The sequence below is a fragment of the Micrococcus sp. CS26 genome (assembly GCF_055522295.1).
The window spans coordinates 102293-127290 of record NZ_JBVFVY010000001.1 but is presented as its reverse complement, the minus strand read 5'-3'; the positions used below and the strand labels follow the sequence as shown (position 1 = coordinate 127290).

At 72.7% G+C, this 24998-nt stretch carries 19 protein-coding genes, 1 tRNA gene and 1 pseudogene; 17 read left to right on the top strand and 4 right to left on the bottom strand.

All coding sequences use genetic code 11. The annotated features are described in order from the left end of the window. Nucleotides 1-61: 61 nt before the first annotated feature. Entirely contained in the window at nucleotides 62-1549 is a 1488-nt protein-coding gene (gene pyk, locus ACZ1IK_RS00560) for a pyruvate kinase (protein ID WP_060973954.1), read from the top strand. Nucleotides 1550-1567: 18 nt separating this feature from the next. On the opposite strand, the gene ACZ1IK_RS00555 is transcribed toward pyk, so the two are convergent. Next, on the bottom strand, nucleotides 1568-2164 hold the full coding sequence (locus tag ACZ1IK_RS00555) for an ANTAR domain-containing response regulator (RefSeq protein WP_010078752.1): 597 nt from the start codon (nucleotides 2162-2164) through the stop codon (nucleotides 1568-1570). A gap of 176 nt (nucleotides 2165-2340) precedes the next feature. Between ACZ1IK_RS00555 and ACZ1IK_RS00550 the strand changes: the two genes are divergently transcribed. The 7 genes from ACZ1IK_RS00550 (at nucleotide 2341) to ACZ1IK_RS00520 (ending at nucleotide 8606) form a co-directional block, all read left to right on the top strand. Then, a tRNA-Leu gene (locus ACZ1IK_RS00550) sits at nucleotides 2341-2422 on the top strand. A 70-nt stretch (nucleotides 2423-2492) separates the two neighbouring features. Beyond that, nucleotides 2493-5366 carry a DUF4040 family protein gene (locus ACZ1IK_RS00545; RefSeq protein WP_041102699.1) on the top strand — a complete coding sequence of 958 codons (2874 nt, stop codon included), beginning with the start codon at nucleotides 2493-2495 and terminating at the stop codon, nucleotides 5364-5366. Then, nucleotides 5363-5794 (top strand): cation:proton antiporter subunit C, encoded by a 432-nt coding sequence (locus ACZ1IK_RS00540; protein WP_010078750.1) that lies wholly within the window; start codon nucleotides 5363-5365, stop codon nucleotides 5792-5794. The genes ACZ1IK_RS00545 and ACZ1IK_RS00540 overlap by 4 nt, the downstream gene beginning before the upstream one ends. Beyond that, nucleotides 5791-7461: a monovalent cation/H+ antiporter subunit D family protein gene (locus tag ACZ1IK_RS00535; RefSeq protein ID WP_010078749.1), complete on the top strand. Its 1671-nt coding sequence runs from the start codon at nucleotides 5791-5793 to the stop codon at nucleotides 7459-7461. The genes ACZ1IK_RS00540 and ACZ1IK_RS00535 overlap by 4 nt, the downstream gene beginning before the upstream one ends. A 38-nt stretch (nucleotides 7462-7499) precedes the next feature. After that, nucleotides 7500-7934 carry a Na+/H+ antiporter subunit E gene (locus ACZ1IK_RS00530; protein ID WP_010078748.1) on the top strand — a complete coding sequence of 145 codons (435 nt, stop codon included), beginning with the start codon at nucleotides 7500-7502 and terminating at the stop codon, nucleotides 7932-7934. After that, nucleotides 7931-8215 (top strand): MrpF/PhaF family protein, encoded by a 285-nt coding sequence (locus ACZ1IK_RS00525; RefSeq protein ID WP_010078747.1) that lies wholly within the window; start codon nucleotides 7931-7933, stop codon nucleotides 8213-8215. The genes ACZ1IK_RS00530 and ACZ1IK_RS00525 overlap by 4 nt, the downstream gene beginning before the upstream one ends. 13 nt (nucleotides 8216-8228) lie before the next feature. Then, entirely contained in the window at nucleotides 8229-8606 is a 378-nt protein-coding gene (locus ACZ1IK_RS00520) for a cation:proton antiporter (protein WP_041102700.1), read from the top strand. Nucleotides 8607-8637: 31 nt separating this feature from the next. Here ACZ1IK_RS00520 and ACZ1IK_RS00515 read toward each other — a convergent pair whose 3' ends face one another. Then, nucleotides 8638-9156, bottom strand: a complete 519-nt coding sequence (locus ACZ1IK_RS00515) for a hotdog fold thioesterase (protein ID WP_465098212.1) — start codon at nucleotides 9154-9156, stop codon at nucleotides 8638-8640. A 67-nt stretch (nucleotides 9157-9223) separates the two neighbouring features. Here ACZ1IK_RS00515 and polA point away from each other — a divergent pair, with 67 nt between their 5' ends. The 3 genes from polA (at nucleotide 9224) to rpsA (ending at nucleotide 14994) form a co-directional block, all read left to right on the top strand. Further along, the gene (polA, locus tag ACZ1IK_RS00510; protein WP_095353372.1) at nucleotides 9224-12037 is read left to right on the top strand and encodes a DNA polymerase I; all 2814 of its coding nucleotides are present in this window, start codon (nucleotides 9224-9226) and stop codon (nucleotides 12035-12037) included. Further along, nucleotides 12021-13394 (top strand): GNAT family N-acetyltransferase, encoded by a 1374-nt coding sequence (locus ACZ1IK_RS00505; protein ID WP_041102702.1) that lies wholly within the window; start codon nucleotides 12021-12023, stop codon nucleotides 13392-13394. The genes polA and ACZ1IK_RS00505 overlap by 17 nt, the downstream gene beginning before the upstream one ends. 142 nt (nucleotides 13395-13536) lie before the next feature. Then, nucleotides 13537-14994: a 30S ribosomal protein S1 gene (gene rpsA, locus ACZ1IK_RS00500; RefSeq protein ID WP_036315338.1), complete on the top strand. Its 1458-nt coding sequence runs from the start codon at nucleotides 13537-13539 to the stop codon at nucleotides 14992-14994. A gap of 135 nt (nucleotides 14995-15129) precedes the next feature. Here rpsA and ACZ1IK_RS00495 read toward each other — a convergent pair whose 3' ends face one another. Together ACZ1IK_RS00495 and ACZ1IK_RS00490 are read right to left on the bottom strand one after the other, a co-directional pair. Continuing rightward, on the bottom strand, nucleotides 15130-16347 hold the full coding sequence (locus tag ACZ1IK_RS00495) for a class I SAM-dependent methyltransferase (RefSeq protein WP_230260433.1): 1218 nt from the start codon (nucleotides 16345-16347) through the stop codon (nucleotides 15130-15132). Then, the gene (locus ACZ1IK_RS00490) at nucleotides 16340-17041 is read right to left on the bottom strand and encodes an IMPACT family protein (protein ID WP_041102704.1); all 702 of its coding nucleotides are present in this window, start codon (nucleotides 17039-17041) and stop codon (nucleotides 16340-16342) included. Before ACZ1IK_RS00490 ends, ACZ1IK_RS00495 begins: the two co-directional genes overlap by 8 nt. Before the next feature lie 154 nt (nucleotides 17042-17195). On the opposite strand from ACZ1IK_RS00490, the gene coaE (ACZ1IK_RS00485) reads away from it, so the two are divergent. From coaE (ACZ1IK_RS00485) to ACZ1IK_RS00460, 6 genes and pseudogenes are all read left to right on the top strand, one after another. Continuing rightward, nucleotides 17196-19565, top strand: coding sequence for a dephospho-CoA kinase (gene coaE / locus ACZ1IK_RS00485; protein WP_041102705.1), 2370 nt, complete (start codon nucleotides 17196-17198; stop codon nucleotides 19563-19565). Next, nucleotides 19562-20209 carry a dephospho-CoA kinase gene (gene coaE, locus ACZ1IK_RS00480; RefSeq protein WP_041102706.1) on the top strand — a complete coding sequence of 216 codons (648 nt, stop codon included), beginning with the start codon at nucleotides 19562-19564 and terminating at the stop codon, nucleotides 20207-20209. Before coaE (ACZ1IK_RS00485) ends, coaE (ACZ1IK_RS00480) begins: the two co-directional genes overlap by 4 nt. Nucleotides 20210-20246: 37 nt before the next feature. Continuing rightward, a complete protein-coding gene (uvrB, locus tag ACZ1IK_RS00475) occupies nucleotides 20247-22376 on the top strand; it encodes an excinuclease ABC subunit UvrB (RefSeq protein ID WP_041102707.1) in 2130 nt (709 codons plus the stop codon). A gap of 76 nt (nucleotides 22377-22452) precedes the next feature. Continuing rightward, entirely contained in the window at nucleotides 22453-23091 is a 639-nt protein-coding gene (locus ACZ1IK_RS00470; RefSeq protein WP_041102708.1) for a SatD family protein, read from the top strand. After that, nucleotides 23088-23852 (top strand): hypothetical protein, encoded by a 765-nt coding sequence (locus tag ACZ1IK_RS00465; protein ID WP_041102709.1) that lies wholly within the window; start codon nucleotides 23088-23090, stop codon nucleotides 23850-23852. Before ACZ1IK_RS00470 ends, ACZ1IK_RS00465 begins: the two co-directional genes overlap by 4 nt. A 49-nt stretch (nucleotides 23853-23901) precedes the next feature. Continuing rightward, nucleotides 23902-24987 (top strand): annotated as a pseudogene (locus tag ACZ1IK_RS00460) (TerC family protein); the annotation flags it as partial. Between the last annotated feature and the right edge of the window lie 11 nt (nucleotides 24988-24998).

Genomic DNA, 24998 nt, shown 5'->3' with positions numbered 1-24998 from the left:
TTCCGACGCCACGCGGGCCCGCCCTCCACCGAGGGCGGGCCCGCCCCCTATCGTGGGTCGCATGCGACACGCGAAGATCATCGCCACCTTTGGGCCCGCCACCGACTCCGACGAGACCACCCGCGCCATCATCCGCGCGGGGGCGGACGTCGTCCGCCTCAACATGAGCCACGGCGACCACGCGGTGCATGAGACGTCCTACGAGCGGGTGCGTCGGCTGAGCGTGGAGGAGCGGCGCCCCGTCGCGATCTTCGCCGACCTCCAGGGTCCCAAGATCCGCCTCGGCCGCTTCACCGACGGCCCGCATCTGCTCGAGAGGGGCGATCGGATCACCATCACCACCCGGGACGTACCCGGGACCCGGGAGCTGGTGGGCACCACCCACAAGGGGCTGCCCGGGGACGTCGCCCCCGGTGACGTGCTGCTGGTGGACGACGGCAAGGTGCGCCTGCGCGCCGTCGAGGTCACGGACACGGACGTGCTGGCCGAGGTCGAGGTGCCGGGCATGGTCTCGAACAACAAGGGGATCAACCTGCCCGGCGTGGCGGTGAACGTGCCGGCCCTGTCCGAGAAGGACGAGCGGGACCTGCGCTGGGCGCTGCGCACCGGCGTGGACATGGTGGCGCTGTCCTTCGTGCGGGACGCCGCGGACGTGGACCGGGTGCACGAGATCATGGACGAGGAGGAGCGCCGGGTCCCGGTCATCGCGAAGATCGAGAAGCCCCAGGCGGTGGAGAACCTCGAGGCCATCGTGGACGCGTTCGACGCCGTCATGGTGGCCCGCGGCGACCTCGGCGTGGAGCTGCCGCTCGAGGACGTGCCCGTGGTGCAGAAGCGCGCGGTGGACCTCGCCCGCCGCTGGGCGAAGCCGGTCATCGTGGCCACGCAGGTGCTCGAGTCGATGATCGACAGCCCGCGCCCGACGCGCGCCGAGGCCTCGGACTGCGCCAACGCCGTGCTCGACGGCGCGGACGCCGTCATGCTCTCGGGCGAGACCTCAGTGGGCGCGTATCCGGTCGAGACGGTCCAGACGATGGCCCGGATCATCGAGTCCACCGAGACCCACGGCCTCGAGCTCATCCACCCGCTCGGCTCGCGTCCGCGCACGCGTGGCGGCGCGATCACCCGGGCCGCCGTCGAGGTCGCGAACCAGCTCGAGATCCCGTTCCTCGCCACGTTCACCGAGTCCGGCGACTCGGCCCGTCGGCTCAGCCGCCTGCGGCCGCGTCAGCCGATCTACGCGTTCACCCACCACGAGCACACGCACAACATCCTGTGCCTGACCTGGGGCGTCTACCCGAAGATGGTCCCGTTCCAGGACTCCACCGACAAGATGACCCTCCAGGTCGAGCAGTCGCTCACATCGGAGGGCATCGCCCAGCACGGCGACCTCGTGGTCATCGCCGCCGGGTCCCCTCCCGGGGCCGTGGGCTCCACGAACACGCTGCGCGTGCACCGCGTGGGCGACGACGCCGCGGGCGGCTCGTCCGCGGCGTCGCCGCAGACGCGCGAGCCCGTCGGCTTCTGGCCGGCCCGCTCCCCGCTCTGACGAGCGCGCGGGCGCCGCTCAGCCGACCTGGTCGATGACGGCCTGCGCGACCTCCCGCATGGTCAGGCGCCGGTCCATGGAGGTCTTCTGGATCCAGCGGAAGGACTCGGCCTCGGTCAGGCGCATCCGCTCCTGGAGCAGCGCCTTGGCCCGGTCCACGATCTTGCGGGTCTCCAGGCGGTCGCCCAGGTCCCGCACCTCGGCCTCGAGGCTGCGCAGCTCGTCGAAGCGGGCCACGGCCAGTTCGATCGCGGGGACCAGGTCGGCCTCGGTGAAGGGCTTGACCACGTAGGCCATGGCCCCGGCGGTCCGGGCGCGCTCCACCAGCTCGCGCTGACTGAAGGCGGTCAGCATGACCACGGGGGCGAGCCGTTCCCCGGCGATCTCGCCCGCGGCCGCGATGCCGTCCATCACGGGCATCTTCACGTCCATCACCACGATGTCCGGGCGGTGCTCGCGCACGGCCTCGACGGCGGCGCGGCCGTCGCCGGCCTCGGCGACCACCCGGTATCCCGCCCCGGTGAGCACCTCCACCAGGTCGAGGCGGATCAGGGTCTCGTCCTCGGCGACGACGGCCCGCAGGCCGGTCTCCTCGGGAGGCGTCAGCGTGGACACGGCAGCTCCTTCGTGCGGGCCGGGACGGCGTCGGTGTGGCGCCGCTGGTGGTCCACCAGGCTACCGTGCGCCATGGGCGCGGCGCGGGCGCGGCGGCGGGGACCGCCCGCCGGAAGGCCGGGGACGCCGGGTCGGGGCGCTGATAGGGTGATCGAGTCCCGCCTCCGGGCGGCACTGCCCGAATGGTGAAATCGGTAGACACGCCGCACTCAAAATGCGGTGCCGAGAGGCGTGTGGGTTCGAGTCCCACTTCGGGCACCGTCGGCGCGCGGCCACCCGTCGTGTGCGCCGTGTCCGTGACCGATCGACCCGAGCTGAGTGGTGTCCTGTGCTCCTGACCAGTCTCCTGCTGACCCTCCTCTCGGTGGTGGCGGCCGTTCCGGCCTCCCGCGTGCTGGGCAGGGATGCGGGCTGGGTCCTGGCCGCACCCCTGCTCGCCGCGGCCGGCGTGCTGATCGCGGCGTGGACGGGCGACGTCCGGACGGAGCACCATCCGTGGATCCCCGCGGTCGGGGTGGACCTCGACCTCCGGCTGAACGGCCTGGCCCTGGTGTTCGCCATGATCGTCCTCGTCATCGGCGCCGCGATCCTCGCCTACTCCAGCCGGTACCTCAGTCGGGACCGCACGGAGAGCCGACCCGGCTCCTTCTACCTGCTGATGACCGCGTTCGCGGCGTCGATGCTGCTGCTGGTGCTCGCCGACAACATCGTGGTCCTCTTCGTCGCGTGGGAGTTCACCTCCTTCACCTCCTTCTTCCTCATCGGGCGCTCGGGGGACCATGCCCGCGACCCCGCGATCCGGACCCTGCTCGTGACCGTGGGCGGCGGCCTCGCGCTGCTGGCCGCCGTCGCCCTCATGGCCGTGCGGACCGGCACTGCCTCGCTGTCCGGGGTGTTGGCCTCGGACGTGTGGTCCGAGGCGGGCTTCACCACCACGGTCGCCGTCCTGCTGGCGGTGGCCGCGTTCACCAAGTCCGCCCAGTTCCCGTTCCAGGCGTGGCTGCCGGACTCCATGGTGGCCATCTCCCCGGTCTCCGCCTACCTGCACGCCGCGGCGATGGTCAAGGCCGGCATCTTCCTGCTGCTGGTGTTCAGCCCGGTCCTGGCCGGGAACCCGGTGTGGTCCGCGCTGTTGATCGGCTCGGGCCTCATCACGGCCCTGCTGGGCGCCGTCTCCGCGATCCGTCGCCACGACCTCAAGGGTCTGCTGGCCTACTCCACGATGAGCCAGTTGGGCCTGCTGGTGACCGCCATCGGCATCGGCACCCCCGTCGCGCTTACCGCGGCGATCGTGCACACCGTGGCGCACGCGCTGTTCAAGTCGGCGCTGTTCATGCTGATCGGCGTGGTCGACCACGAGGCCGGCACCCGCGACCTGCGAGAGCTCGCGGCCCGCCACGTGCGCATGCCGGTCACCGGCACGGCGATCGCCGTCGCCGCCCTGTCGATGGCGGGCATCCCGCCGCTGTTCGGCTTCATCTCCAAGGAGGGCCTGGTCGAGGCCGCTCTCGGGACCCCCGGTCCCGCATGGCTCCCCGTCCTCGTCACCGCCGGCATCGCCCTGACCTCCGTGTTCACCGTGGCCTACTCCGGCCGTCTCGTGCTCGGCGCCCTGGGCCTCTGGGGTCCAAGCCCGGACGGGGCCGCCCATTCGTGGCCGACCGGCCGGGAGGACGAGGTCCACGAGGCTCCTGCCACCTTCTGGGGCGTGCCCGTGCTGGCCGCGGCCGCGGGCGTGGCCCTGGGCCTGCTGCCCGGTGTGCTGGACACCCCCGTCTCCTACGCGGCCGAGGCCGCCTCCGGCGCGGAGGTGCACGCGCACCTGGCGCTGTGGCACGGCGTGAACACGGCCCTGCTCGTCTCCGCCGCCATCATCGTGCTCGGTCTGCTGCTGGTGGCCTTGCGCCGCCCGGTGGAGCGCGTGGCCTCCCACGCCGCCCTGCCGTTCTCCGCCCTGGATGCGGTGGACGAGGTTCGGCACCGGCTGATCGGCGTCGGCGCGGTCGTCTCGCGCGCCTCCGGCACCCTGGCTCCCCGCCCCCACCTCCTCATCCCCGCCCTGGTCCTGGGGCTCCTCGCCGTGGCCGGTGTCGCCACGATCGAGGATTTGCCCGCCGTCGTCGGCCAGCCCTCGCGCTGGCACGACTGGGTGCTGGTCGTCCTGGTGGGTGCCGGCGTGATCGCCACCATCCGCGCCAAGACGCGCATCGCCGCCATGGTGGTGGTCGGCGTCGTAGGGTTCGGCATGACCCTGTGGTTCCTCACCCTCGGCGCCGTGGACGTGGCCCTGACCCAGCTGATGGTCGAGGTGCTCACGGTGTGCGTCATGGTGCTGCTGCTGCGCCGCCTGCCCGCCCGCTTCAGCGACGAGCCGACCCCGCGCAGGATGCAGGCGGTCCTCGCCGCCTCCGTCGCCGGCGTCGCCGCGACCCTGGGCGTGCTCGCGTTCACCGGCCGCTCCAGCATGTCGGAGATCGCCCACTTCTACCTGACCCAGAGCTATGCCCAGGCTGGGGGGACCAACGTGGTGAACGTGATCCTCGTGGACTTCCGCGCCGTGGACACGTGGGGCGAGATGACCGTGCTCGGGGCGACGGCGCTGACCATCGCGGCCCTGTTGCTCAACCGTCGGCCGACGCCTCCACAGCCCTCCGCCGTGGACATGCGCTCCCCACTCGCCCACGTGCGCGAGAACCTCGTCCACATCCGGGTGTTCGGCCGTGTCTTCGGCGTGCTGATCATCCTGCTGTCCGCGTTCCTGCTGCTGCGCGGGCACTACGAGCCCGGCGGCGGCTTCATCGCCGCACTGGTCGCCGGTGCCGGCTACGCCCTGCTCTACCTGGCCGCCGACTCGGACACGGCCCCGGAGTTGCGGTGGCCGTACCTGGCCTTCATCGGCTCGGGCATCGCCGTCGGCACCGCGACGGGGATCGTCGGTTACCTCACCGGCAAGGGCTTCCTCGGAGCCGCGGGAGTGAAGGTCCTGGACTACGGGCTCTCCACCACGCTCGCGTTCGACATGGGCGTGTACCTGGCCGTGATCGGCCTGATCGTGGCCGCGTTCTCCCTGCTCGGCCCCGAGCGGCCGGGTGAGGACCCGCTCCGCGCCTCGAGCCGTGACCCCGGCGTCGCGCCGGCGGCCCCGTCCTCCGATCCCTCGGCCCCGACCACCACGACTGCACGAGAGGAGGTCACCCGATGACCGTCGCCCTTACCGTGGGACTTCTGACCTTCGGCGCGTTCTACCTGTTCTCCAAGCGCGAGCTGCTGCGCGTGATCCTCGGCATGGTCCTGCTGGGCCACGCCGCCAACCTGGCCATCATCGCCGCGGGCGGCACCGACCGCCGCGGGCTGCCCTTCGCGGGGACCTCAGACGTCGAGGTGCAGGCCGATGCCCTGCCGCAGGCCTTCGTCCTGACCGCTATCGTGATCGCCTTCGCGATCACCGTGCTGCTGCTCGCGCTGGCCGTCACCGGGCGCGCGGACGACGCGGTGGCCTCGCCGGGGGAGACCCGCGACTCCCTGGAGCAGGCCGCCGCCGACGCACGCTTCCCGCGCGAGGAGCGGCACGCCGCGGCCGGCCGGATCGCGCAGCACTACGCCGGCCAGGGCCCGGAGGTGCGTCGATGAGCGCCGTCCCGCTGGGCCAGCTGCTGCCCCTCTTCGCCGCCGTCCCGCTGCTGTCCGCCGGTCTGCTCGTGCTGGCGGGGGAGCGTCCCCGCCTCCACCGGGCAGTCCTGTTCGCGGTGCTCGGACTCGTCACCACCGGCGGGCTGGCCCTGGGCGTCCACGCCCTCGACGGGTCCGTGCTCGCCACCTCGCTGGGCGGCTGGCCCGGGGGCATCGGGATCGGCTTCGCAGCGGACATGCTGTCCGCCCTGATGCTCGTGCTCACGAGCGCCCTCACGATCGTGGGCGCGGCGTTCGCCTACGGCTCCCGCGTCGCTAACTCCCAGTTCTTCGCCCCGCTGCTCCTGATCCTCATCGGCGGAGTCAACGGCGCCCTGCTGACGGCGGACCTGTTCAACCTGTTCGTGTTCATCGAGGTCATGTTGGTGCCCAGCTACGGCCTCTACGTCCTCTCCGCCAACCGCCGTGAGCCCCTGCGCCGAGTGGACGGGGCGCGGCTGTACGTCACCCTCAACCTGCTAACCTCCACGATCCTCCTGGTCGGCGTCGGCTTCGTCTACGGGCTGACCGGCTCGGTGAACCTCGCGATGCTCGCCGGGTCCGCCGCGGCGGACCCACGCATCGCGATCGCCGCGGGCATGGTGCTGTTCGCACTGTCCATCAAGGCCTCGGTGGCCCCGCTGCACGGCTGGCTGGCCTGGGCGTACTCCTCGACCTCCCCGGCGGTGACGGCCCTCTTCGCCGCCCTGCACACCAAGGTCGCCGTGTACGGGCTCTACCGGATCTACTCCGTCATGTACGACGGCGATGCGCGTCTGCTGCCGCTCATCCTGGTCCTGTCCCTCGCCACCCTCGTGGTGGGTGCGCTCGCCTCGGTCGGTGAGCACGGTGTGCGCGCCGTGTTGTCGTGGCAGATGGTGAGCGGCATCGGCGGCATCCTCGTCGGACTCGGGCTCTCCACGCGCCTGGGTCTCGCGGCGGGCCTGTTCTACCTCGTGCACCACATGGTGGCGATGGGCTGCCTCCTGATGGCGGCCGGCGCGATCGAGGTGCGCTACGGCACCGGCCGTCTCGCGGACCTGCAGGGCCTGGCCCGGCGCGAGCCGCTGATCGCCGTCGCCTTCTTCGTGGGCCTGCTCTCCCTGGTCGGCATCCCGCCCTTCTCCGGGTTCGTGGGCAAGCTCATGCTCGTCAGCGCCGGCCTGGACGCCGGCCGCGGTGTCACCGCTGCGCTGGTGCTGGGCGCCTCCCTGGTGAGCCTGTGGGCTCTGCTGCGGGTGTGGGACGCCTGGTTCTGGGGCGCTCCGACGGCCCCACACGGGCACCGCGAGCGCCTGGCCACCGCGGCCATGCCCATCGTGGGCCGGGCGGGCTCCGTGCCGTCGCCCTCCGGCCGCGGCTCGAGCACCGACCACGAGCGCACCGAGTCGTGGGCCTCGCAGGAAACCCTCGATCCGCCCACGGGCGTGCTGCCGGTGACCGTGGATCCGGACGAGGACGTCACGCGCTCCCGCATCCCAGGCCGGCTGGCCGCCCCCGCCGTCGTCCTAGCTATGGCCACCCTCGCCCTCGGGCTCGGCGGTCAGGCCCTGTGGACCGTCACCGACCTCGCGGCTCAGGGCCTGATGGACCCCAGCAGGTACATCGAGGCGGTGCTCAACCCATGAGCACCGCACTCCCGCAGCCTCCGGAAGGAGACGCCCCCATGCACACCGTCGCCCCCGCCGACGGGACCGTCGACCTGGCGCCCGGCACGGCCTCCGCCGTGTCCTGGCCTTGGCGGTGGCTCGTGTTCTGGTGCTGGTACGCGTGGGCCCTGGTGACCTCTTCGAAGGCGGTCATCAAGGACCTCGTCACCCCCGGCGTCCAGGCGCGCTCGGGCATCGCCCGCGTGCGCAGCAACTGCCGCACGGACGCCGAGGTCACCCTGCTCTCGGCGCTGATCACCCTGACGCCCGGCACGTTGACGCTGGGCACCCGGCGTGCCGGCGCCGTCGGTGACGAGGACGGTGACCCGGACGCGCGGCGCCTGCTCTACGTGCACGGCCTGTACGCTGACGACGCCGACGCCCTGCGCGCGGAGATCCACGACATGGAGGCGCGCATGCTCCACGCGATGCGGAAGACGGGGGTGGCATGATGCCCTTCGCCTACGACTGGTCCCTGGTGGGGATCGACCTGGCCATCGCGCTGCTGACCGTGTCGGCGCTCGTGTCCGCGTACCGGATCGTGGTGGGCCCGCTCGACGCGGACCGCGCGGTCTCGGGCGACCTGCTCACGTTCAGCGTGCTCGGGATGCTCGTGCTGTTCGGCGTCCGGGCGGACAACCCGTGGACGTTCGACTTGGTCCTGATCGCCGCGGTCGTGGCCTTCCTGTCCGGCATGTCCCTGGCCCGCGCGCTCACGCGCGGCAAGCGTTGAGGAGGTCGCACCCGTGGACGTCGTCCTGACCGCCGCCGGCTCCGTGCTCGTGGTGATCGGAGCCCTTGCGTTCGTCACCGCGGGACTCGGTCTGATCCGGTTCCCCGACCCCTACACCCGCGTCTCCGCCGTGGGCACCGCCGGCGGCGTCGGGATGATCCTGATCGTGGTGGGCGCCCTGCTACTGGCCCCGGGGGTGGCCGCGTTCGTGAAGGTGGCCCTGATCCTGGTGCTGCAGCTGGGCTCGGCCTCGGTGGCCACCATGGCCCTGGGCCGCTCGGCCTACCTCACTGGGGTGCCCATGAATCCGGGGCACTACGACGAGCTCGCCGAGGATACCCCCGGCCGCGAGGGTGGCCGAGCGGCCCCGCGCCTTCCGGACATGGACTGAGGCACGGGCCGGCCCGCCCGGGCGGCGTGCCTCAGCGCGCGTCGAGGAGCATGTTCGTCATGCGCACGGTCGAGAGCCGCCGGCCCTGCTCGTCCATCATCACCACCTCATGGGTGACGAGGGTGCCGCCCAGGTGGACGGCGGTCGCGGTGCCGGTCACGAGGCCCGAGCGGACGGCCCGGTGGTGCGTGGCGCTGATCTCGACCCCGACGACGTTGCGGTCCGGCCCGGCGTGGATCTTCGCGGCCATCGAGCCCAGGGACTCGGCGAGGACGAGGTGGGCGCCGCCGTGCAGCAGCCCGACGGGCTGCTCGTTGCCCGCCACGGGCAGCGTGGCGACGGCGCGCTCGGCCGTGAGCTCGAGGAAGCGCAGACCCATCTTCTGGGCGAGGGGGCTGATCGCCGCGCCGCCGAGGGCGGTGACAAGCTCGTGCGTCAGACCGGCCTCGGCGCAGGCCGCCTCCAGCTCGGCGGGGCTCAGCTCGGGGGTGACGCCGGGGCGGTACACGCGCTCGGAGGCGGCGGGGGTGGTCTCGGTGTGCTCACTCATGAGCACTAGGCTGGCACACGCGACCGGCGCGCCCCGCGCCGCGCGCCGAGAGGAGACGTGAGCACCCATGGCGGCAGATCCGACCCCAGAGGCCCCGCAGCGGCTGCTGGTCCTGGACGGACACTCGATGGCGTTCCGCGCGTTCTACGCGCTGCCCGCCGAGAACTTCGCCACGGACACGGGCCAGCACACGAACGCCGTGTACGGCTTCACCGCCATGCTCCTGACCATGATCCGGCAGCAGCGGCCCACGCACGTGGCCGTGGCGTTCGACCTCTCCGGGCCCACGTTCCGCTCCGAGGAGTACGGTGAGTACAAGGCGGGCCGCTCCGAGACGCCCGCGGAGTTCGCGGGCCAGATCGAGCTGACCGTGAAGGTCATGGAGGCCCTGGGCATCCCCACGCTCACGCTGGAGGGCTACGAGGCCGACGACATCGTGGCCACGCTGTCCGCGCGCGCCGAGGAGGCGGGGTGGGAGGCCGTCGTCGTCTCCGGTGACAGGGACGCGTTCCAGCTCATCTCCGAGCGCACCACCGTGCTCTACCCCAAGAAGGGCGTCTCCGACATCCCGCCGATGGACGCGGACGCCGTCATGGCCAAGTACGGGGTCGCCCCCGCCCAGTACCCCGAGCTCGCGGCCCTCGTCGGCGAGGCCGCGGACAACCTGCCCGGCGTCCCCGGCGTCGGTCCCGGGTTCGCCGCGAAATGGCTGAAGCAGTACGGGGACCTCGACGGCGTGCTCGCACACGCGCACGAGATCACGGGCAAGAAGGGGGAGGCGCTGCGCGAGCATCTCGAGGACGTGCGCCGCAACCGCCGCCTCAACGCCCTCGTGCGCGACCTCGACCTGCCGATCGGGCTCGAGGCGATGCGGCTCGAGATGCCCGAGCGCGAGCCCGTGGAGGAGCTGTTCGACGCGCTGCAGTTCAACCGCATCCGGGAGCGCGTGTTCGAGGTGTTCGGCGAGCGGGTGGGCGAGGACGCGCCGCCCCCCGAGGTCGAGGCCGCCCCGGAGTTCACCGAGGCGACGACGGCCGAGGACGTGCGATCCTTCCTCGCCGCCGAGGCCGGCAACCTGCTCGGCGTCCACGTGGACGTCGAGGGCCCGGCCCTGCTGCCCCGCCGCAAGGTGCCCGTGCCCGGCACGTTCGGCACGCCCGTCGGCGTCGCGCTGGTGGGCGAGCACGCGGGCCTGCACGTCACCCTCGACGGCGACGCCCCGGACCCGGCGCTGGTGGCCGCCGTGCGCGAGGCCCTGGGCGAGGGCGGACTGGCCAAGGCCGTGCACGACCTCAAGCGCACGCTCAAGGCGCTGGCCGCGCCCACCGAGGGCGACGGGCTCGGCCCGGACGCGGCCCTGGACGGCGTGGTGGACGACGTGCTGCTCTCGGCCTACCTGATCCAGCCGGACCGGCGGGACACCTCGCTCGAGGCGCTGGCGGAGGCGCATCTGCACACCCCCCTCACCGCCCCGCGCGAGCCCGCGCAGCAGCGGGCGCAGGGGACGTTCGACCTCGACGGCGGGCAGGCCGCCGCCGAACGCGCGGACCGCGCCGCGGACGCCGTGCGGGCCGCCTGGGTGGTGCGCCGTCTCTCCACCCAGTTCACGCCCCAGGTGCTCGACCGCGGGGCCCAGCGGCTGCTGCAAGAGCTCGAGATCCCGCTCTCGCGGCTGCTCGCCCGGATGGAGCTGACCGGCATCGCCGTCGACGTCGACGCCCTGACCGGCCTGCGCGAGGACTTCACCGACGCCGCCGACGCCGCCAAGGAGTCCGCGTGGGCGTCCGTCGCGGAGGAGACCGGCGGGATGCAGGTCAACCTCGGCTCGCCCAAGCAGCTGCAGGAGGTGCTGTTCGAGCGGCTCAACATGCCGCGCACGCGCAAGACGAAGACCGGCTACTCCACGGACGTGGACTCGCTGCAGGACCTGCTCGAGCAGACCCGGCACCCGTTCCTCGAGAACCTGATGGCCCACCGTGACGCCACGAAGCTCCGGCAGACCGTGGAGGGGCTGCTCGAGACCGTCGCCCCGGACGGCCGCATCCACACCACCTACTCGCAGACCGCCGCCGCCACGGGCCGGCTGTCTTCGCTGCACCCGAACCTCCAGAACATCCCGGTGCGCACCGAGGCGGGCCGCCGCATCCGTGAGGTGTTCGTGGCGGACGAGGTGGCCGGCGAGCAGGCCGTGCTGCTCTCGGCCGACTACTCCCAGATCGAGATGCGCATCATGGCGCACCTGTCCGAGGACGAGGGGCTGATCCAGGCCTTCCGCGAGGGCGAGGACCTGCACTCGTTCGTCGGCTCGCAGGTGTTCGGCGTGGACCCGGACGACGTCACCGCCGAGCAGCGCGCCAAGGTGAAGGCGATGAGCTACGGCCTGGCCTACGGGCTGTCCTCCTTCGGGCTGTCCAAGCAGCTGAAGATCTCGGTGGACGAGGCGCGCGGCCTCATGAAGGGCTACTTCGACCGCTTCGGCGGCGTGCGCGACTACCTGCGCGACGTCGTCGCGCAGGCCCGGCAGGACGGGTACACCTCGACGATCGAGGGGCGCCGCCGCTACCTGCCGGACCTCAGCTCGGACAACCGTCAGCTGCGGGACATGGCCGAGCGCGCCGCGCTCAACGCCCCCATCCAGGGCTCGGCCGCGGACATCATCAAGCGCGCGATGCTCGACGTGCAGGCCGGCCTCGAGGAGCACGGGCTGGCCTCGCGCCTGCTGCTGCAGGTCCACGACGAGCTCATCCTCGAGGTCCCGGCCGCCGAGCTCGAGCAGGCCACGGCGCTCCTGAAGGAGCGGATGGGCCGGGCCGCCGAGCTCTCCGTGCCGCTCGACGTGCACGTGGGCCGGGGAAGGAGCTGGCATGACGCCGCGCACTGACGCGCCGGAGGGTCCGTCGCTGCGGCGGCTGGCCGACGCCGCCGAGGCCCGGCTCGGCGAGCACGGCCTCGCGCTGCGCGACCTCGGGGTCCTCGGGCCCGAGGACCCTGCCGCATCGCACTTCGTGGCCGCGGTCGAACGGGGCTTCTACGAGACGGTGCCCACGGGCGCCGCGCTCCGCCAGCAGCTCGAGGCCCACGCGGCCGACGGACGGCGCCGGCTCGGCGTCTACGCGCCGGGGGACGACCCGGCGGCCCGCCGCCCCGCCGCCACCTTCGAGGACTTCGTGCAGCCGCTGACCACGTGGCCCGGCCGCACCGTCGACGCGTGGCTGATCACCGACGTGACCGTCTCGCCGGACGCCCGCCGGCGCGGCGTGCTGCGGGCCATGATGCTCAGGTCCCTCGCGGACGCCCGCGATGCCGGCCTGTGCGCGGCCGCCCTGACCGCGACCGAGGCCGCCATCTACGGCCGCTTCGGCTTCGGGGCCGCCACCCGGTGGCACGCCGTGCGGATCGACGTCTCGGGCGCCCCCCCGTTCACGGGCGCCCCGGCCGGCGGGCGGGTCACGGTCGAGGAGCCGCGGGAGATCCCCGGCCTCGTGGACGAGCTGTACGGGCGGGTGCTGCCGGCCACCCCGGGCTCGGTCCAGCGGACCTCGTTCAGCGTGCCTCGCTGGGAGGACCGCGAGGCGAGTCGGAACGAGGGGCGCGGCTCGGGGCTGTACGCGGCGGTCCACCGCGACGACGACGGGCGGGTCCAGGGCGTCGCGCTGTATCGGTTCGAGGGCTGGGAGAAGGAGCCGCCCACGATCACCGTCACCGCGTTCCTCGCGGCGACCGCCGACGCGCGGCGCGGGCTCGTCCACCACCTGGCCCGACTGGACCTGGTCGAGCGGATCGAGTGGGGCCGCGCGCCCGAGCCCGGTTGGCTCGAGGCGCTCTTCGTCGACGAGCGGCGGGTGAGTCGGCACCGCGGCTCCGACGACCTGTACCTGCGGGTCCTGAACCTGCCCGCCGCCATGGCGGCCCGTGGCTGGGCGGGCGACGGGGAGGTCGTCGTCGCCGTCGAGGACGCGCTCGGCGCGATCGACGGGACGTGGCGGCTCACCGTCCGCCAGGGGCGCGGCGCCGCCGAGCGGTTGGGCCCCGCGGCCGACGCCGTGGGCCTGGGCGCGGGACTCCGGCTCGACGCGGCCCGGTTCTCCGCGCTCTGGCTCGGCGGGCACTCCCGCGGGGCCGGCGCCGCGGTGCTGGCGGAGGCCGGTGTCGTGGCGGAGCTGCGGGCCGGCGCGGCGGAGGCGTTCGACGGGCTTGTGCGACCCAGCCGACCCCTGCACACCCTCGTCGGCTTCTGATACGCTGGACGAGCACATTCGTGCGCGTTTGATACATGTCCATCACGACCCACGCCGGGTGGGGCCCCTCTGGTGCCCGCATGCCGCCCACCGGCGGCATCGATCCCGACGTGACCCCCGATCCCAACGGAGTCCCTCCTACATGACCACCACTTCCAACGCCCCGCAGGTCGCCATCAACGACATCGGCTCTGCCGAGGACCTGCTCGCCGCCATCGACGCGACCATCAAGTACTTCAACGATGGCGACCTCGTCGAGGGCACCGTCGTCAAGGTGGACCGCGACGAGGTCCTGCTCGACATCGGCTACAAGACCGAGGGCGTCATCCCGTCCCGCGAGCTGTCCATCAAGCACGACGTGGACCCGGACGAGGTCGTGGCCGTGGGCGACACCGTCGAGGCCCTGGTCCTCACCAAGGAGGACAAGGAGGGTCGCCTGATCCTCTCGAAGAAGCGCGCCCAGTACGAGCGCGCCTGGGGCGACATCGAGAAGATCAAGGAGGAGGACGGCGTCGTCGAGGGCACCGTCATCGAGGTGGTCAAGGGCGGCCTCATCCTCGACATCGGCCTGCGCGGCTTCCTCCCGGCCTCCCTCGTGGAGATGCGCCGCGTGCGCGACCTGGCCCCCTACATCGGCCAGAAGCTCGAGGCGAAGATCATCGAGCTGGACAAGAACCGCAACAACGTGGTCCTGTCCCGCCGCGCCTGGCTCGAGCAGACCCAGTCCGAGGTCCGCTCCAACTTCCTCCACAAGCTGGAGAAGGGCCAGGTCCGCAACGGCACCGTGTCCTCCATCGTCAACTTCGGCGCCTTCGTGGACCTGGGCGGCGTGGACGGCCTCGTGCACGTCTCCGAGCTGTCCTGGAAGCACATCGACCACCCGTCCGAGGTCGTCGAGGTGGGCCAGGAGGTCACCGTCGAGGTCCTCGAGGTGGACATGGACCGCGAGCGTGTCTCCCTGTCGCTGAAGGCGACCCAGGAGGACCCGTGGCAGCTCTTCGCCCGCACCCACGCCCTCGGCCAGGTCGTGCCGGGCAAGGTCACCAAGCTCGTGCCGTTCGGTGCGTTCGTCCGCGTGGAGGACGGCATCGAGGGCCTCGTGCACATCTCGGAGCTGGCCTCGCGCCACATCGACACCGCCGAGCAGGTCGTGTCGGTCAACGACGAGCTGTTCGTCAAGGTCATCGACATCGACCTCGAGCGTCGCCGCATCTCCCTGTCCCTCAAGCAGGCCAACGAGGGCGTGGACCCCGAGGGCACCGAGTTCGACCCGGCGCTCTACGGCATGGCCGCGGAGTACGACGAGGAGGGCAACTACAAGTACCCCGAGGGCTTCGACGTCGAGACCAACGAGTGGATGGAGGGCTTCGAGACCGAGCGCGCCGCCTGGGAGCAGCAGTACGCCGACGCTCAGGCCCGCTGGGAGGCCCACAAGGAGCAGGTGCGCCGCTCCCTCCAGGAGGAGGCCACCGCCGGCGCCGACGCCGGTGCGGGCCTGGGCGGCTCGTCCTACTCCTCCGAGGCCCCGTCCTCGGACGGAGGCACCCTGGCCTCCGACGAGGCCCTCGCCGCCCTGCGCGAGAAGCTCACCGGCAACTGATCGCCGCGGTGCGTGACCGTCCCTGACGGCCCGCGCCGAGCACCCGACGCCCCGTCCCTCCCTCCGGAGGGGCGGGGCGTCGTCGCGTCCCGGGGGGCTGGCCGTGGGGGAGCGGACGGGACCCGACGGCCGCGCTCAGCGGCGCTCGGAGACCGTCACGGTGAACGTGCGGTCGCGCGCCGTCTGCCGGGTCGGCCCGACGAGGTCCTCCAGCACCGGCCGGTACCGCAGGTGCGAGTTCCAGACGCACCACAGCCGGCCGCCCGGCTCCAGCACCCGCGCCGCGGCCGCCACCAGCCGGTGGGCCACGGAGGGGTCCACGGCGTTGCCGTCGTGGAACGGGGGATTCAGGAGCACGCACTCCTCCGTCCCGTCCGGCCACGTGGCCAGGGCGTCGTCGCGCACGGCCCGGACGCGGTCCGCCACGCGGTTCGCGCGGGCCGTGGCCAGCGTCGAGGCCACCGCCACGGCGGACTGGTCGGTGGCCAGCACGGTGACGTGCGGCCACAGCCGCGCCGCCCCGACCGAGAGCAGCCCGTTGCCGCAGCCCAGGTCCACGACGCGCCCGGGCGGGCGCGGGTCGTCGGCGAGCGAGGCGAGCAGCAGACGGGAGCCCGGGTCGGCGGCGGCACCACCGAAGGCGCCGGCGTGGGCCACCAGATGCAGGCTCCCCACGCCGGGGACGTCGCGGTCGGCCTCCTCCGGTGGCCGGGGGGTCACGCCGGGACGCGGGCCCCGGGCCGTGAGCACGCGCGCCTTGCGGCGGCCCCGTCCGGCGACGACGTCCTCGAAGGCCGCGCCGAGCACCGCGTTCATGCGCGGGCTCATGTGCTTGTCGCGGCCGCCGGCCAGCAGGACCACGCCGGGGTCGGCCGCGGCTGCGACGATCCGGGACAGCCGGTCGAGCTCGTCGAGCGAGCGGGGCAGCGGCAGCAGGACCGTCCGGGCTCCCCGGGCCGCGTCCTCGGGCGTGGCCGTTCGCTCGAGCTCGCCCGCCTCCCCGCCGAGGCGACCGGCGGCGCGCCACGCGGCGAGGTTCGCGTCCAGCGAGCGCTCGGCGGAGGCGTCGTCCTGGTGGATCCGCACGTCGTGGCCGGCCGTGAGCAGGGGCAGGGTCAGCGCGCCGTGCCGGTCCTCCAGGACGGCCACCGGGCCGGGGACGTGCCCGCTCGCGATCCACCCGGCCAGGGTGTCGAGCAGGAGCAGGTCCGCCGCGTCGTGGGCCTGGCGGTCGGGCTCGGTCGGCAGCGGCCACCGATCCAGCGCCGCGAAGTCCACGCCCGCGGTGAGGTCGTCCGGCAGCCCGCCACGGGCGACATCGGGGGTGACCCCCCGGGGCAACGGCTCACTCATGGTCCACCCAGTCCTCTCCGATCCGTTCCGCACGCCCCGCGCCGGCCGTGACGTCCGCGAGCCGCGCCGCGAACGCCGCGCGGGCCTCCTCGGTGTCCGGCACGCCGACCGTCAGGCGGACCGCCGCGGCGCCGTAGCTCGCTTCCAGCACCGACACGCCCGCCGCGCGCAGCTCGTTCTCCCACCGGCCGGCGTCGGTGTGGGGCGCCTCCACCGCGAGCAGGGCCAGCCGGGAGCGGGTGCGCAGCGGGGCGGCGTCGAGTGCCCCGGACACCGAGTCCGAGTAGGCGCGCACCAGGCCCCCGGCGCCCAGCTTGATCCCCCCGAACCAGCGCACGACGACGGCGCACACGTCCGTCAGGTCGGTCCGGCCCGGCGCGGTCTCGCGCTGGAGGACGGCCTCGAGCATGGGGACGCCGGCCGTGCCGGCGGGCTCGCCGTCGTCGCTGGAGCGCATCCGGTCCCGGGCGGGGCCGAGGACGAACGCGCTGCACACGTGCCGCGCGTCGTGGTGCCGGCGCCGCAGGACGGCGACCATCTCGCGCGCCTGCGCCTCGTCCTCGACGCGCCCGAGGTAGGTGAGGAAGCGGCTGCGGCGGATCTCCACCTCCCGTTCCAGCCAGCCGTCGGGGTCGCGGGCGGACGCCGGCAGGACCGTGCAGCGCGCGGTCGGGGCGGGGGCGGGATCGGGCATGACCCCACCCTAGGGGCTGGCCGAGGACGGGCACGCCGTCGAGCCCGGACGTGAGCTTCGGTACAGTGGAAGACCGTGCCACCCGGCACCGGCCCACCGGTGAGCGAGCACGCGTGCCGCCGCGGGCCTCCCACGACCCTGTCCCGGGAGACTCATGACTTCCCCGCTCACTCGCCTGCACGACACGTTGGGGCTCCGCACGAGTCCGGCGATCTTCTTCGGCTCGGCCGCCGCGGTCGTGCTCTTCACCGCCGCGATGGGCCTGTTCCCTGGCCCGGTCCAGGCGGCCTTCGGCGTGGTCTCGAGCTGGCTGCGCTACGACGTCGGCTGGATCTACACCCTCAGCCTGACCCTGCTGGTGGCGTTCCTGTTCATCCTCGCCGTGACCCGGTACGGCCGGGTCAAGCTCGGCGACGACGACGCGGTGCCGGAGTACTCCGGCCTGACCTGGTTCGGCATGATGTTCGCCGCCGGCGTCGGCGCGGTGCTGATGTTCTGGGGCATCGCGGAGCCGATGAACCACTACGCCAACCCGCCCATGGCGGGGACGGAGCCGTTCTCCGACCGCGCGGCCTCGGAGGCCATGGCGATCGCGAACTTCCACTTCGGCATCCACATGTGGGCGATCCTGCTCGTCCCGGGCCTGTGCTTCGGCTACTTCACGTACAAGCGCAAGCTGCCCCCGCGCGTGTCCTCCGCCTTCCAGCCCCTCCTCGGCGATCGCATCCACGGCCCCATCGGCAAGACGATCGACATCATCGCCGTGGTCTCCACCGTGTTCGGCCTCGGCGTGTCCGTGGGCCTGGGCGCCCTGCAGATCAACGCGGGCATGAACTACGTGCTGGGCACCCCCGTGGCCGGCTGGGTCCAGGCGCTCATCCTGGCCGTCGTCACCGCCGTGGGCACGGCCTCCGTGCTGGTCGGCATGGACAAGGGCGTCAAGCGGCTGTCCTACGCCAACATCCTGCTGGCGATCGCCCTGCTCGTGTACGTCCTGATGTGGGCCGTCTCCAGCATGGACGTCATCCGCGGCACCGTGCAGGCGATCGGCGAGTACGCCTCCATGCTGCCCGTGCTCTCCACCTACAACGACACGTACAACTCGGGCCAGTGGTCCGGTGACTGGACCGTCTTCTACTGGGCCTGGACCGTGACGTGGGCGCCCTTCGTGGGGATGTTCTTCGCCCGCATCTCACGCGGCCGCACCATCCGCTCCTTCATCATGGCCGGCCTCGGCCTGCCCACGGCGTTCGTCATCATCTGGATGGGCATCTACGGCTACTCCGCGTTCCAGTCGGACCGCGCCACCGCGCCGGCGCCGGGCCAGGGCGGTGACCTCACGCAGACGATCGTCACCGACGGCAACGTCCAGGCCGCCCTGTTCCAGCACCTGCAGGGCACGCCGCTCTACACGGTGGCCGCGGTCGTGGCGCTCGTGGTCATCACGCTGTTCTTCATCACCTCGATCGACTCGGGCGCGCTCGTGATGGACGCGATGGCCAATGGCCACGAGGATGCCGCGCCCCGCCGCCAGTCCGTGTTCTGGGCCGTGTCCATCGGCGCGGTCTGCGCGGCCATCATCCTCACCGCGGGCGAGAACGGCCTGGCGGCGCTGCAGGAGGTCATCATCGTGATCGGCCTGCCCATCCTGCTCATCACCGTCACGCAGGCCGCACTGCTGCTGCAGGCCCTGCGCGAGGACGCGGGTGCCGCGCGGCCCATGCGGACCCGCCAGTGGAAGCAGGTGCTGCCGGTCGAGGAGTACCGCCGCCGCGCCACCGAGGACGGCGTGGACGTCTCGGACTTCGTGATCCGCCCCGAGTTCGAGGTCGGCACCGAGCCGGAGAACGACACGCACACCCCGAAGACGTGGCACCAGCAGCGCATCGACGCGGCCAAGGCCCTCGTCACCGTCGGCCTGACCGGCGGCATCGCCGCGGGCCGCACCGAGGTCGGCGCGGAGCTCGAGCGGCTGGGCGCCGTCGTCGTGGAGTTCGACGACCTGATGGGGGAGATCCTCGTGCCCGGCAACCCCGTGCTCGAGGAGCTCCGCTCGGTCTTCGGCGAGGACATCGTCCGCGCGGACGGCACCCTGGACGCGCGCACCCTCAACCGGCTCACCACCGAGAGCTCGACCGCCCGGACGCGCATGTACGAGATCGTCTCCCCGGCGGTGCGCGACGAGGCGAACCGCCGGGCCCGCGAGATCGGCGAGGACTCCGTGCTGGTGGTCGACCTGGCCCTGCTGGCCGAGACCGGCTCCGGACAGGACTTCGACCAGGTGCTGGCCGTCTCCGCTCCCGCCGAGGTGCGCGTCGCCCGGCTCATGGAGTCCCACGACATGACCCGCGAGCGGGCCTGGGCCTTCATCGACGAGGAGGCGGCGGACGAGGAGCGGGCCGAGATCGCGGACACCGTGATCGAGAACGACGGCTCGCTCGAGGACCTGCAGGAGGCCGTCCGGGCATACTGGGAGGCCAAGATCCAGCCTCAGCTCGAGGCCGCCCGAGGAGAGCGCGTATGACCGAGACCGACCCGGTGGCCGAACGGCCGCGCGTCCATGTGGGCCTGACCGGCGGGATCGCCGCCGGCAAGTCCGCGGTGGCCCGTGTCCTGCAGGAGCGTGGCGCGCTCCTGGTGGACTCGGACGCCCTCGCCCGGCTGGTCCTCGAGAAGGGCACCGACGGGCTGGCCGCCGTCCAGGACGAGTTCGGGGACCGCGTCGTCACCGCGGACGGTGAGCTCGACCGCGTCGAGATGGCCCGCATCGTCTTCGGGGACGAGGGCGCCCGACAGCGCCTGAACCGCATAGTGCACCCCCGGATCCGGGCTGCGGCCCGGCGCATCGTCGCCGAGGCCGGGCCGGACGCCGTCGTGGTCCAGGACGTGCCGCTGCTGGTGGAGACCGGGCAGGCGGACGCGTTCGACCTCGTGATCGTGGTGGAGGCCCCGCTCGAGGAGCGCCTGCGCCGGATGGTGGAGGACCGCGGCATGAGCCGCGCGGACGCCGAGGCGCGGATCGCGGCCCAGGCCACGGACGAGCAGCGGCGCGCCGTCGCGGACGTGGTCATCGTCAACGACGCCGACCTCGAGCGGCTCGCGTCCGTGGCGAACCAGGTGTGGGACCGGTTCCTCGCCCCCGGCGCGGCTGAGCCCTCGGCGGACTGACCGCCGGGGTGTCCGGGGCGCGACGTAGGGTTCTGCCATGAGCCTGGCCCAGAAGATCAACCGCGTCGTCGCCCCGTTCGAGGTCATCTCCCCCTACCAGCCCTCCGGTGACCAGCCGAAGGCCATCGCCGAGCTCGCCGAGCGCGTGGAGGCGGGGGAGAAGGACGTCGTCCTGATGGGCGCCACCGGCACGGGCAAGTCGGCGACGACGGCGTGGCTCGTCGAGCGCCTCCAGCGGCCCACGCTGGTGATGGTGCAGAACAAGACGCTCGCGGCGCAGCTGGCCAACGAGTTCCGGGAGCTGCTGCCCAACAACGCGGTCGAGTACTTCGTCTCCTACTACGACTACTACCAGCCCGAGGCGTACGTCCCGCAGACGGACACCTTCATCGAGAAGGACTCCTCCATCAACGAGGAGGTCGAGCGGCTGCGCCACTCGGCCACGAACGCGCTGCTGACCCGGCGGGACGTGATCGTGGTGGCCACCGTCTCCTGCATCTACGGCCTCGGCACGCCCGAGGAGTACATCGAGCAGATGGTCACCCTGCGCCGCGGTGCGGAGATGGACCGGGACGTGCTCCTGCGGCGGTTCGTGCAGATGCAGTACGTGCGCAACGACGTCGACTTCCACCGCGGCACCTTCCGGGTGCGGGGGGACACCGTGGAGATCATCCCCATGTACGAGGAGCTCGCGGTGCGCATCGAGTTCTTCGGGGACGAGATCGAGTCCATCCAGACCCTGCACCCGCTCACCGGCCAGGTGGTGCGCGAGGAGGAGGAGATGTACATCTTCCCGGCCTCGCACTACGTGGCCGGCGACGAGCGCATGGGCCGGGCGATCACCACCATCGAGGACGAGCTGCGGGAGCGGCTGCAGGAGCTGGAGTCCCAGGACAGGCTCCTCGAGGCGCAGCGGCTGCGCATGCGCACCACGTACGACCTCGAGATGATGCAGCAGATGGGCTACTGCAACGGCATCGAGAACTACTCGCGCCACATCGACGGCCGTCCCGCCGGCTCCGCCCCGCACTGCCTGCTGGACTACTTCCCGGACGACTTCCTGCTCGTGGTGGACGAGTCCCACGTGACCATCCCGCAGATCGGCGCGATGTACGAGGGGGACATGTCCCGCAAGCGCACCCTCGTGGAGCACGGCTTCCGCCTGCCCTCGGCCATGGACAACCGCCCGCTGAAGTGGGATGAGTTCCTCGAACGGATCGGGCAGACCGTGTACCTCTCCGCGACGCCGGGCGCCTACGAGCTCGGCCAGGCGGACGGCTACGTCGAGCAGATCATCCGGCCCACCGGGCTGGTGGACCCGCAGGTGGTGGTCAAGCCGACCGAGGGCCAGATCGACGACCTGCTCGAGCAGATCCGGGTGCGCACGGCCAAGGACGAGCGCGTCCTGGTGACCACGCTGACCAAGCGCATGGCCGAGGACCTCACGGACTACCTGCTCGAGGCGGGGGTGAAGGTCGAGTACCTCCACTCGGATGTGGACACGCTGCGCCGCGTGGAGCTGCTGCGGGAGCTGCGCAAGGGCACCTTCGACGTGCTGGTGGGCATCAACCTGCTGCGCGAGGGCCTGGACCTGCCCGAGGTCTCGCTCGTGGCGATCCTGGACGCGGACAAGGAGGGCTTCCTGCGCTCCACCACCTCCCTCATCCAGACCATCGGCCGCGCCGCCCGCAACGTCTCCGGCGAGGTCCACATGTACGCCGACAACGTCACGGACTCCATGCGGCGGGCGATCGACGAGACCGAGCGGCGCCGGGCCGTGCAGATCGCGTACAACGAGGAGCACGGGATCGACCCCCAGCCGCTGCGCAAGCGCATCGCGGACATCACGGACCAGCTGGCCCGGGAGGACGCGGACACCGCCGACTTCCTCAAGGGCATGGGCGGCGTGAAGTCCGGGTTCGACTTCGGCATGGGCCACCGAGGCCTCAGCTCGCTGGACCGGGACGCGACCACAGGGGAGGGCACCGAGGCTCCGGCGGTGGACCCGGCGTCGCTGCCCGCCAAGGACCTGGCCGATCTGATCGAGCAGATGTCGAAGCAGATGCACCAGGCGGCGGCGGACCTGCAGTTCGAGCTCGCCGCCCGCCTGCGCGACGAGGTCGGCGAGCTCAAGAAGGAGCTGCGGCAGATGAAGCGGGAGCAGTGACCACCCGGCATGATGCCGACCCAGGGTGTTATGAAAACACTGATGAATGTCGTCATATCAGTGATAGTGTGACGCCATGAGCGCAGCACCCCCGGTCGCGGCCGTGATCGCGGACATCGTCGGCTCCCGCGCCCTCCCGGACCGGGAGCGCGCGCAGGAGCAGATCCTGGCCGCCTTCGCGGCCGCGGAACAGGACGTCCCGCCGCTGCGCCCCGCCTGGGCCAGCGTCGGCGACGAGTTCCAGGCGCTGCACCGCACCTGGCCGGACGCGCTCCGGCTGACCGTCCGCGTCACGCTCGCCCTGCCCCCGGGCCTCGACCTGCGCTTCGGGATCGGCCTGGGGCAGCGGCGGGCCCTGGACGCCGGCGGAGACGGCATCGAGGACGGCACGGCCTGGTATCGGGCCCGCGAGGCCGTCGAGCGCGCCCACGAGCGGGCCGCCGGCGCCGCGACCGCCTTCCGTGCCGCGGACCCGTCCCTCACCGCCGCCGTGGACGGGCTCGTCCTGCTGCGCGACCACGTCCTCGGTCGGCTCAAGGCCCGCGAACGCCGGATCGCCGCCGCCCTGCTGGGCGGGGCGACCCAGGCGGAGGCCGCACGGGCGGAGCGGATCACGCAGTCCGCGGTGTCGCAGGCCGTCGCGCGGTCCGGGATCGACCGGCTGCTCGAGCTGGACGACGAGCTCGCCGCCGCGGCGACGGAGGTCGCGCCGTGACCGCCCTCGCACTGCTCGCCCTGGGGCTGCACGACCTGCTCGACGCCGTCCTGCCGGGCGCCTGGCCCGCCCCCCGGCGGCGGTGGCTGGCCCGGGCCGGCGCGGCCGTGGCCGCCGCCCTCGCCGCGGTGCTGGTGGCTGTCCTGGCGCCGACCGGCGTGGCCGTCGCGGTGGGCGGCGGCCTGGTGGCCCTCGGCCTGCTGATGGGCTGGACGTGGCTGCACCCGGACCGGCCGCTCGGGGTGGTCGCGGTGGTGGCCGCGGTCGGCCTCGTGGCCGTGCTCGAGTCGACCCTGGCGCCCGCGGGCCTGCGCTCCGCGCCCCCGGCCCTCACGCTGCTGGCGGTGGCGGTGGCGCTGACCGAGACCGGCAACCGGGTCACCCGCGCGGTCCTCGCCCTGGCGGGCCGGCTCGCCGACGGGGGCGACGAGGAGGCGGGGGACGCCGCGGCGGAGCCCACGACCGTGCCGTCCGCCGCGCCCACGGACCCCGCGGCCGACGGCCTGCGCGGCGGTCGCTACATCGGGCCCATGGAGCGACTGCTCATGGTCGTCCTGGGGCTCGCGCAGGCCTATCCGGTGATCGCGGCCCTGATGGCGGCCAAGGGCATCGTGCGCTTCCCGGAGATCTCGGCGGACCGCGGCGCCGGCTCGCGCGCGGAGGAGTTCCTCATCGGCTCCCTCGCCAGCTGGGGCCTGGCCGCCGCCGGCGCCGTCGTCGTCTGGCTCGCCCTCGGCTTGACCGCCCCCGGCGCAGCCTGAGACCGGGCCCACCCGCATCCGCGCGCGGGACCGCACCCGTCTAGACTGGCGCGGCCCCCACGAGCCCTCCATGAAGGAGGCCGGCCTGTGGATCGGGTTCTACGTGGCGCTGGCGCTGGTCTTCGCGGGGCTGCTCTTCGCCCTGGGCGATGCGCAGCACGGCACCGAGTTCCTCGCCGGCTGGGTCACCGAGTACAGCCTCAGCGTGGACAACCTGTTCGTGTTCCTCATCATCATGGCCACGTTCCAGGTGCCCCGCCGCTACCAGCAGGAGGTGCTGATGGTGGGCATCATCATCACGCTGATCGCCCGCGCGGTGTTCATCGCGGTCGGCGCCGTCGCCATCGAGCACCTGACGTGGGTGTTCTACATCTTCGGCGCCTTCCTGCTCTGGACCGCCTGGCAGCAGCTCAAGGACGACGGCGAGGACGAGGAGTCCGAGCCGGGCGTCGTGGCCCGCCTGACCCGCCGCCTCAACGTGGCCCCCGACTACGACGGCAACCGACTGCGCACCACCGTGGACGGCCGGCGCATGTTCACCCCCATGGTGGTCGTGTTCATCACGATCGGCCTGACGGACGTGATGTTCGCGGTGGACTCCATCCCGGCGATCTTCGGCCTCACCCAGAACTGGTTCATCGTCCTGACCGCCAACATCTTCGCCCTCATGGGCCTGCGCCAGCTCTACTTCCTGCTGGGCGGGCTCATGGACCGTCTCGTGTTCCTCAAGCACGGGCTCGCGTTCATCCTCGCCTTCATCGGCGTCAAGCTCGTCTTCCACGCCCTGCACGAGAACGAGCTGCCCTTCATCAACGGCGGCCACCCGGTGACAGCCGTCCCGGAGATCTCCACGTTCGTCTCCCTCGGCGTCATCGTCGGCACCCTGGTGCTGGCCACCGTGGCGTCGCTGACCCGCGGCCCGCACCAGCGGGCCCGACGACGCCCCGCTCCGCCCGCCGCGGGTCGGGGCGTCGTCGTGCGACCGGGTAGACTGACCGGCGACGTAGGGGAGTATCCCGAACACTGTGGACGTCAGCACGCCGCGGCCGCCGAGAGCGCGCCGTCGGCCGGACACAGGGGCCCGGGCCGCGGTCGCGGCGGGCGGAGAGACTTGCGGCACCGTCCCGACCCTTGATGCCGAGAGGT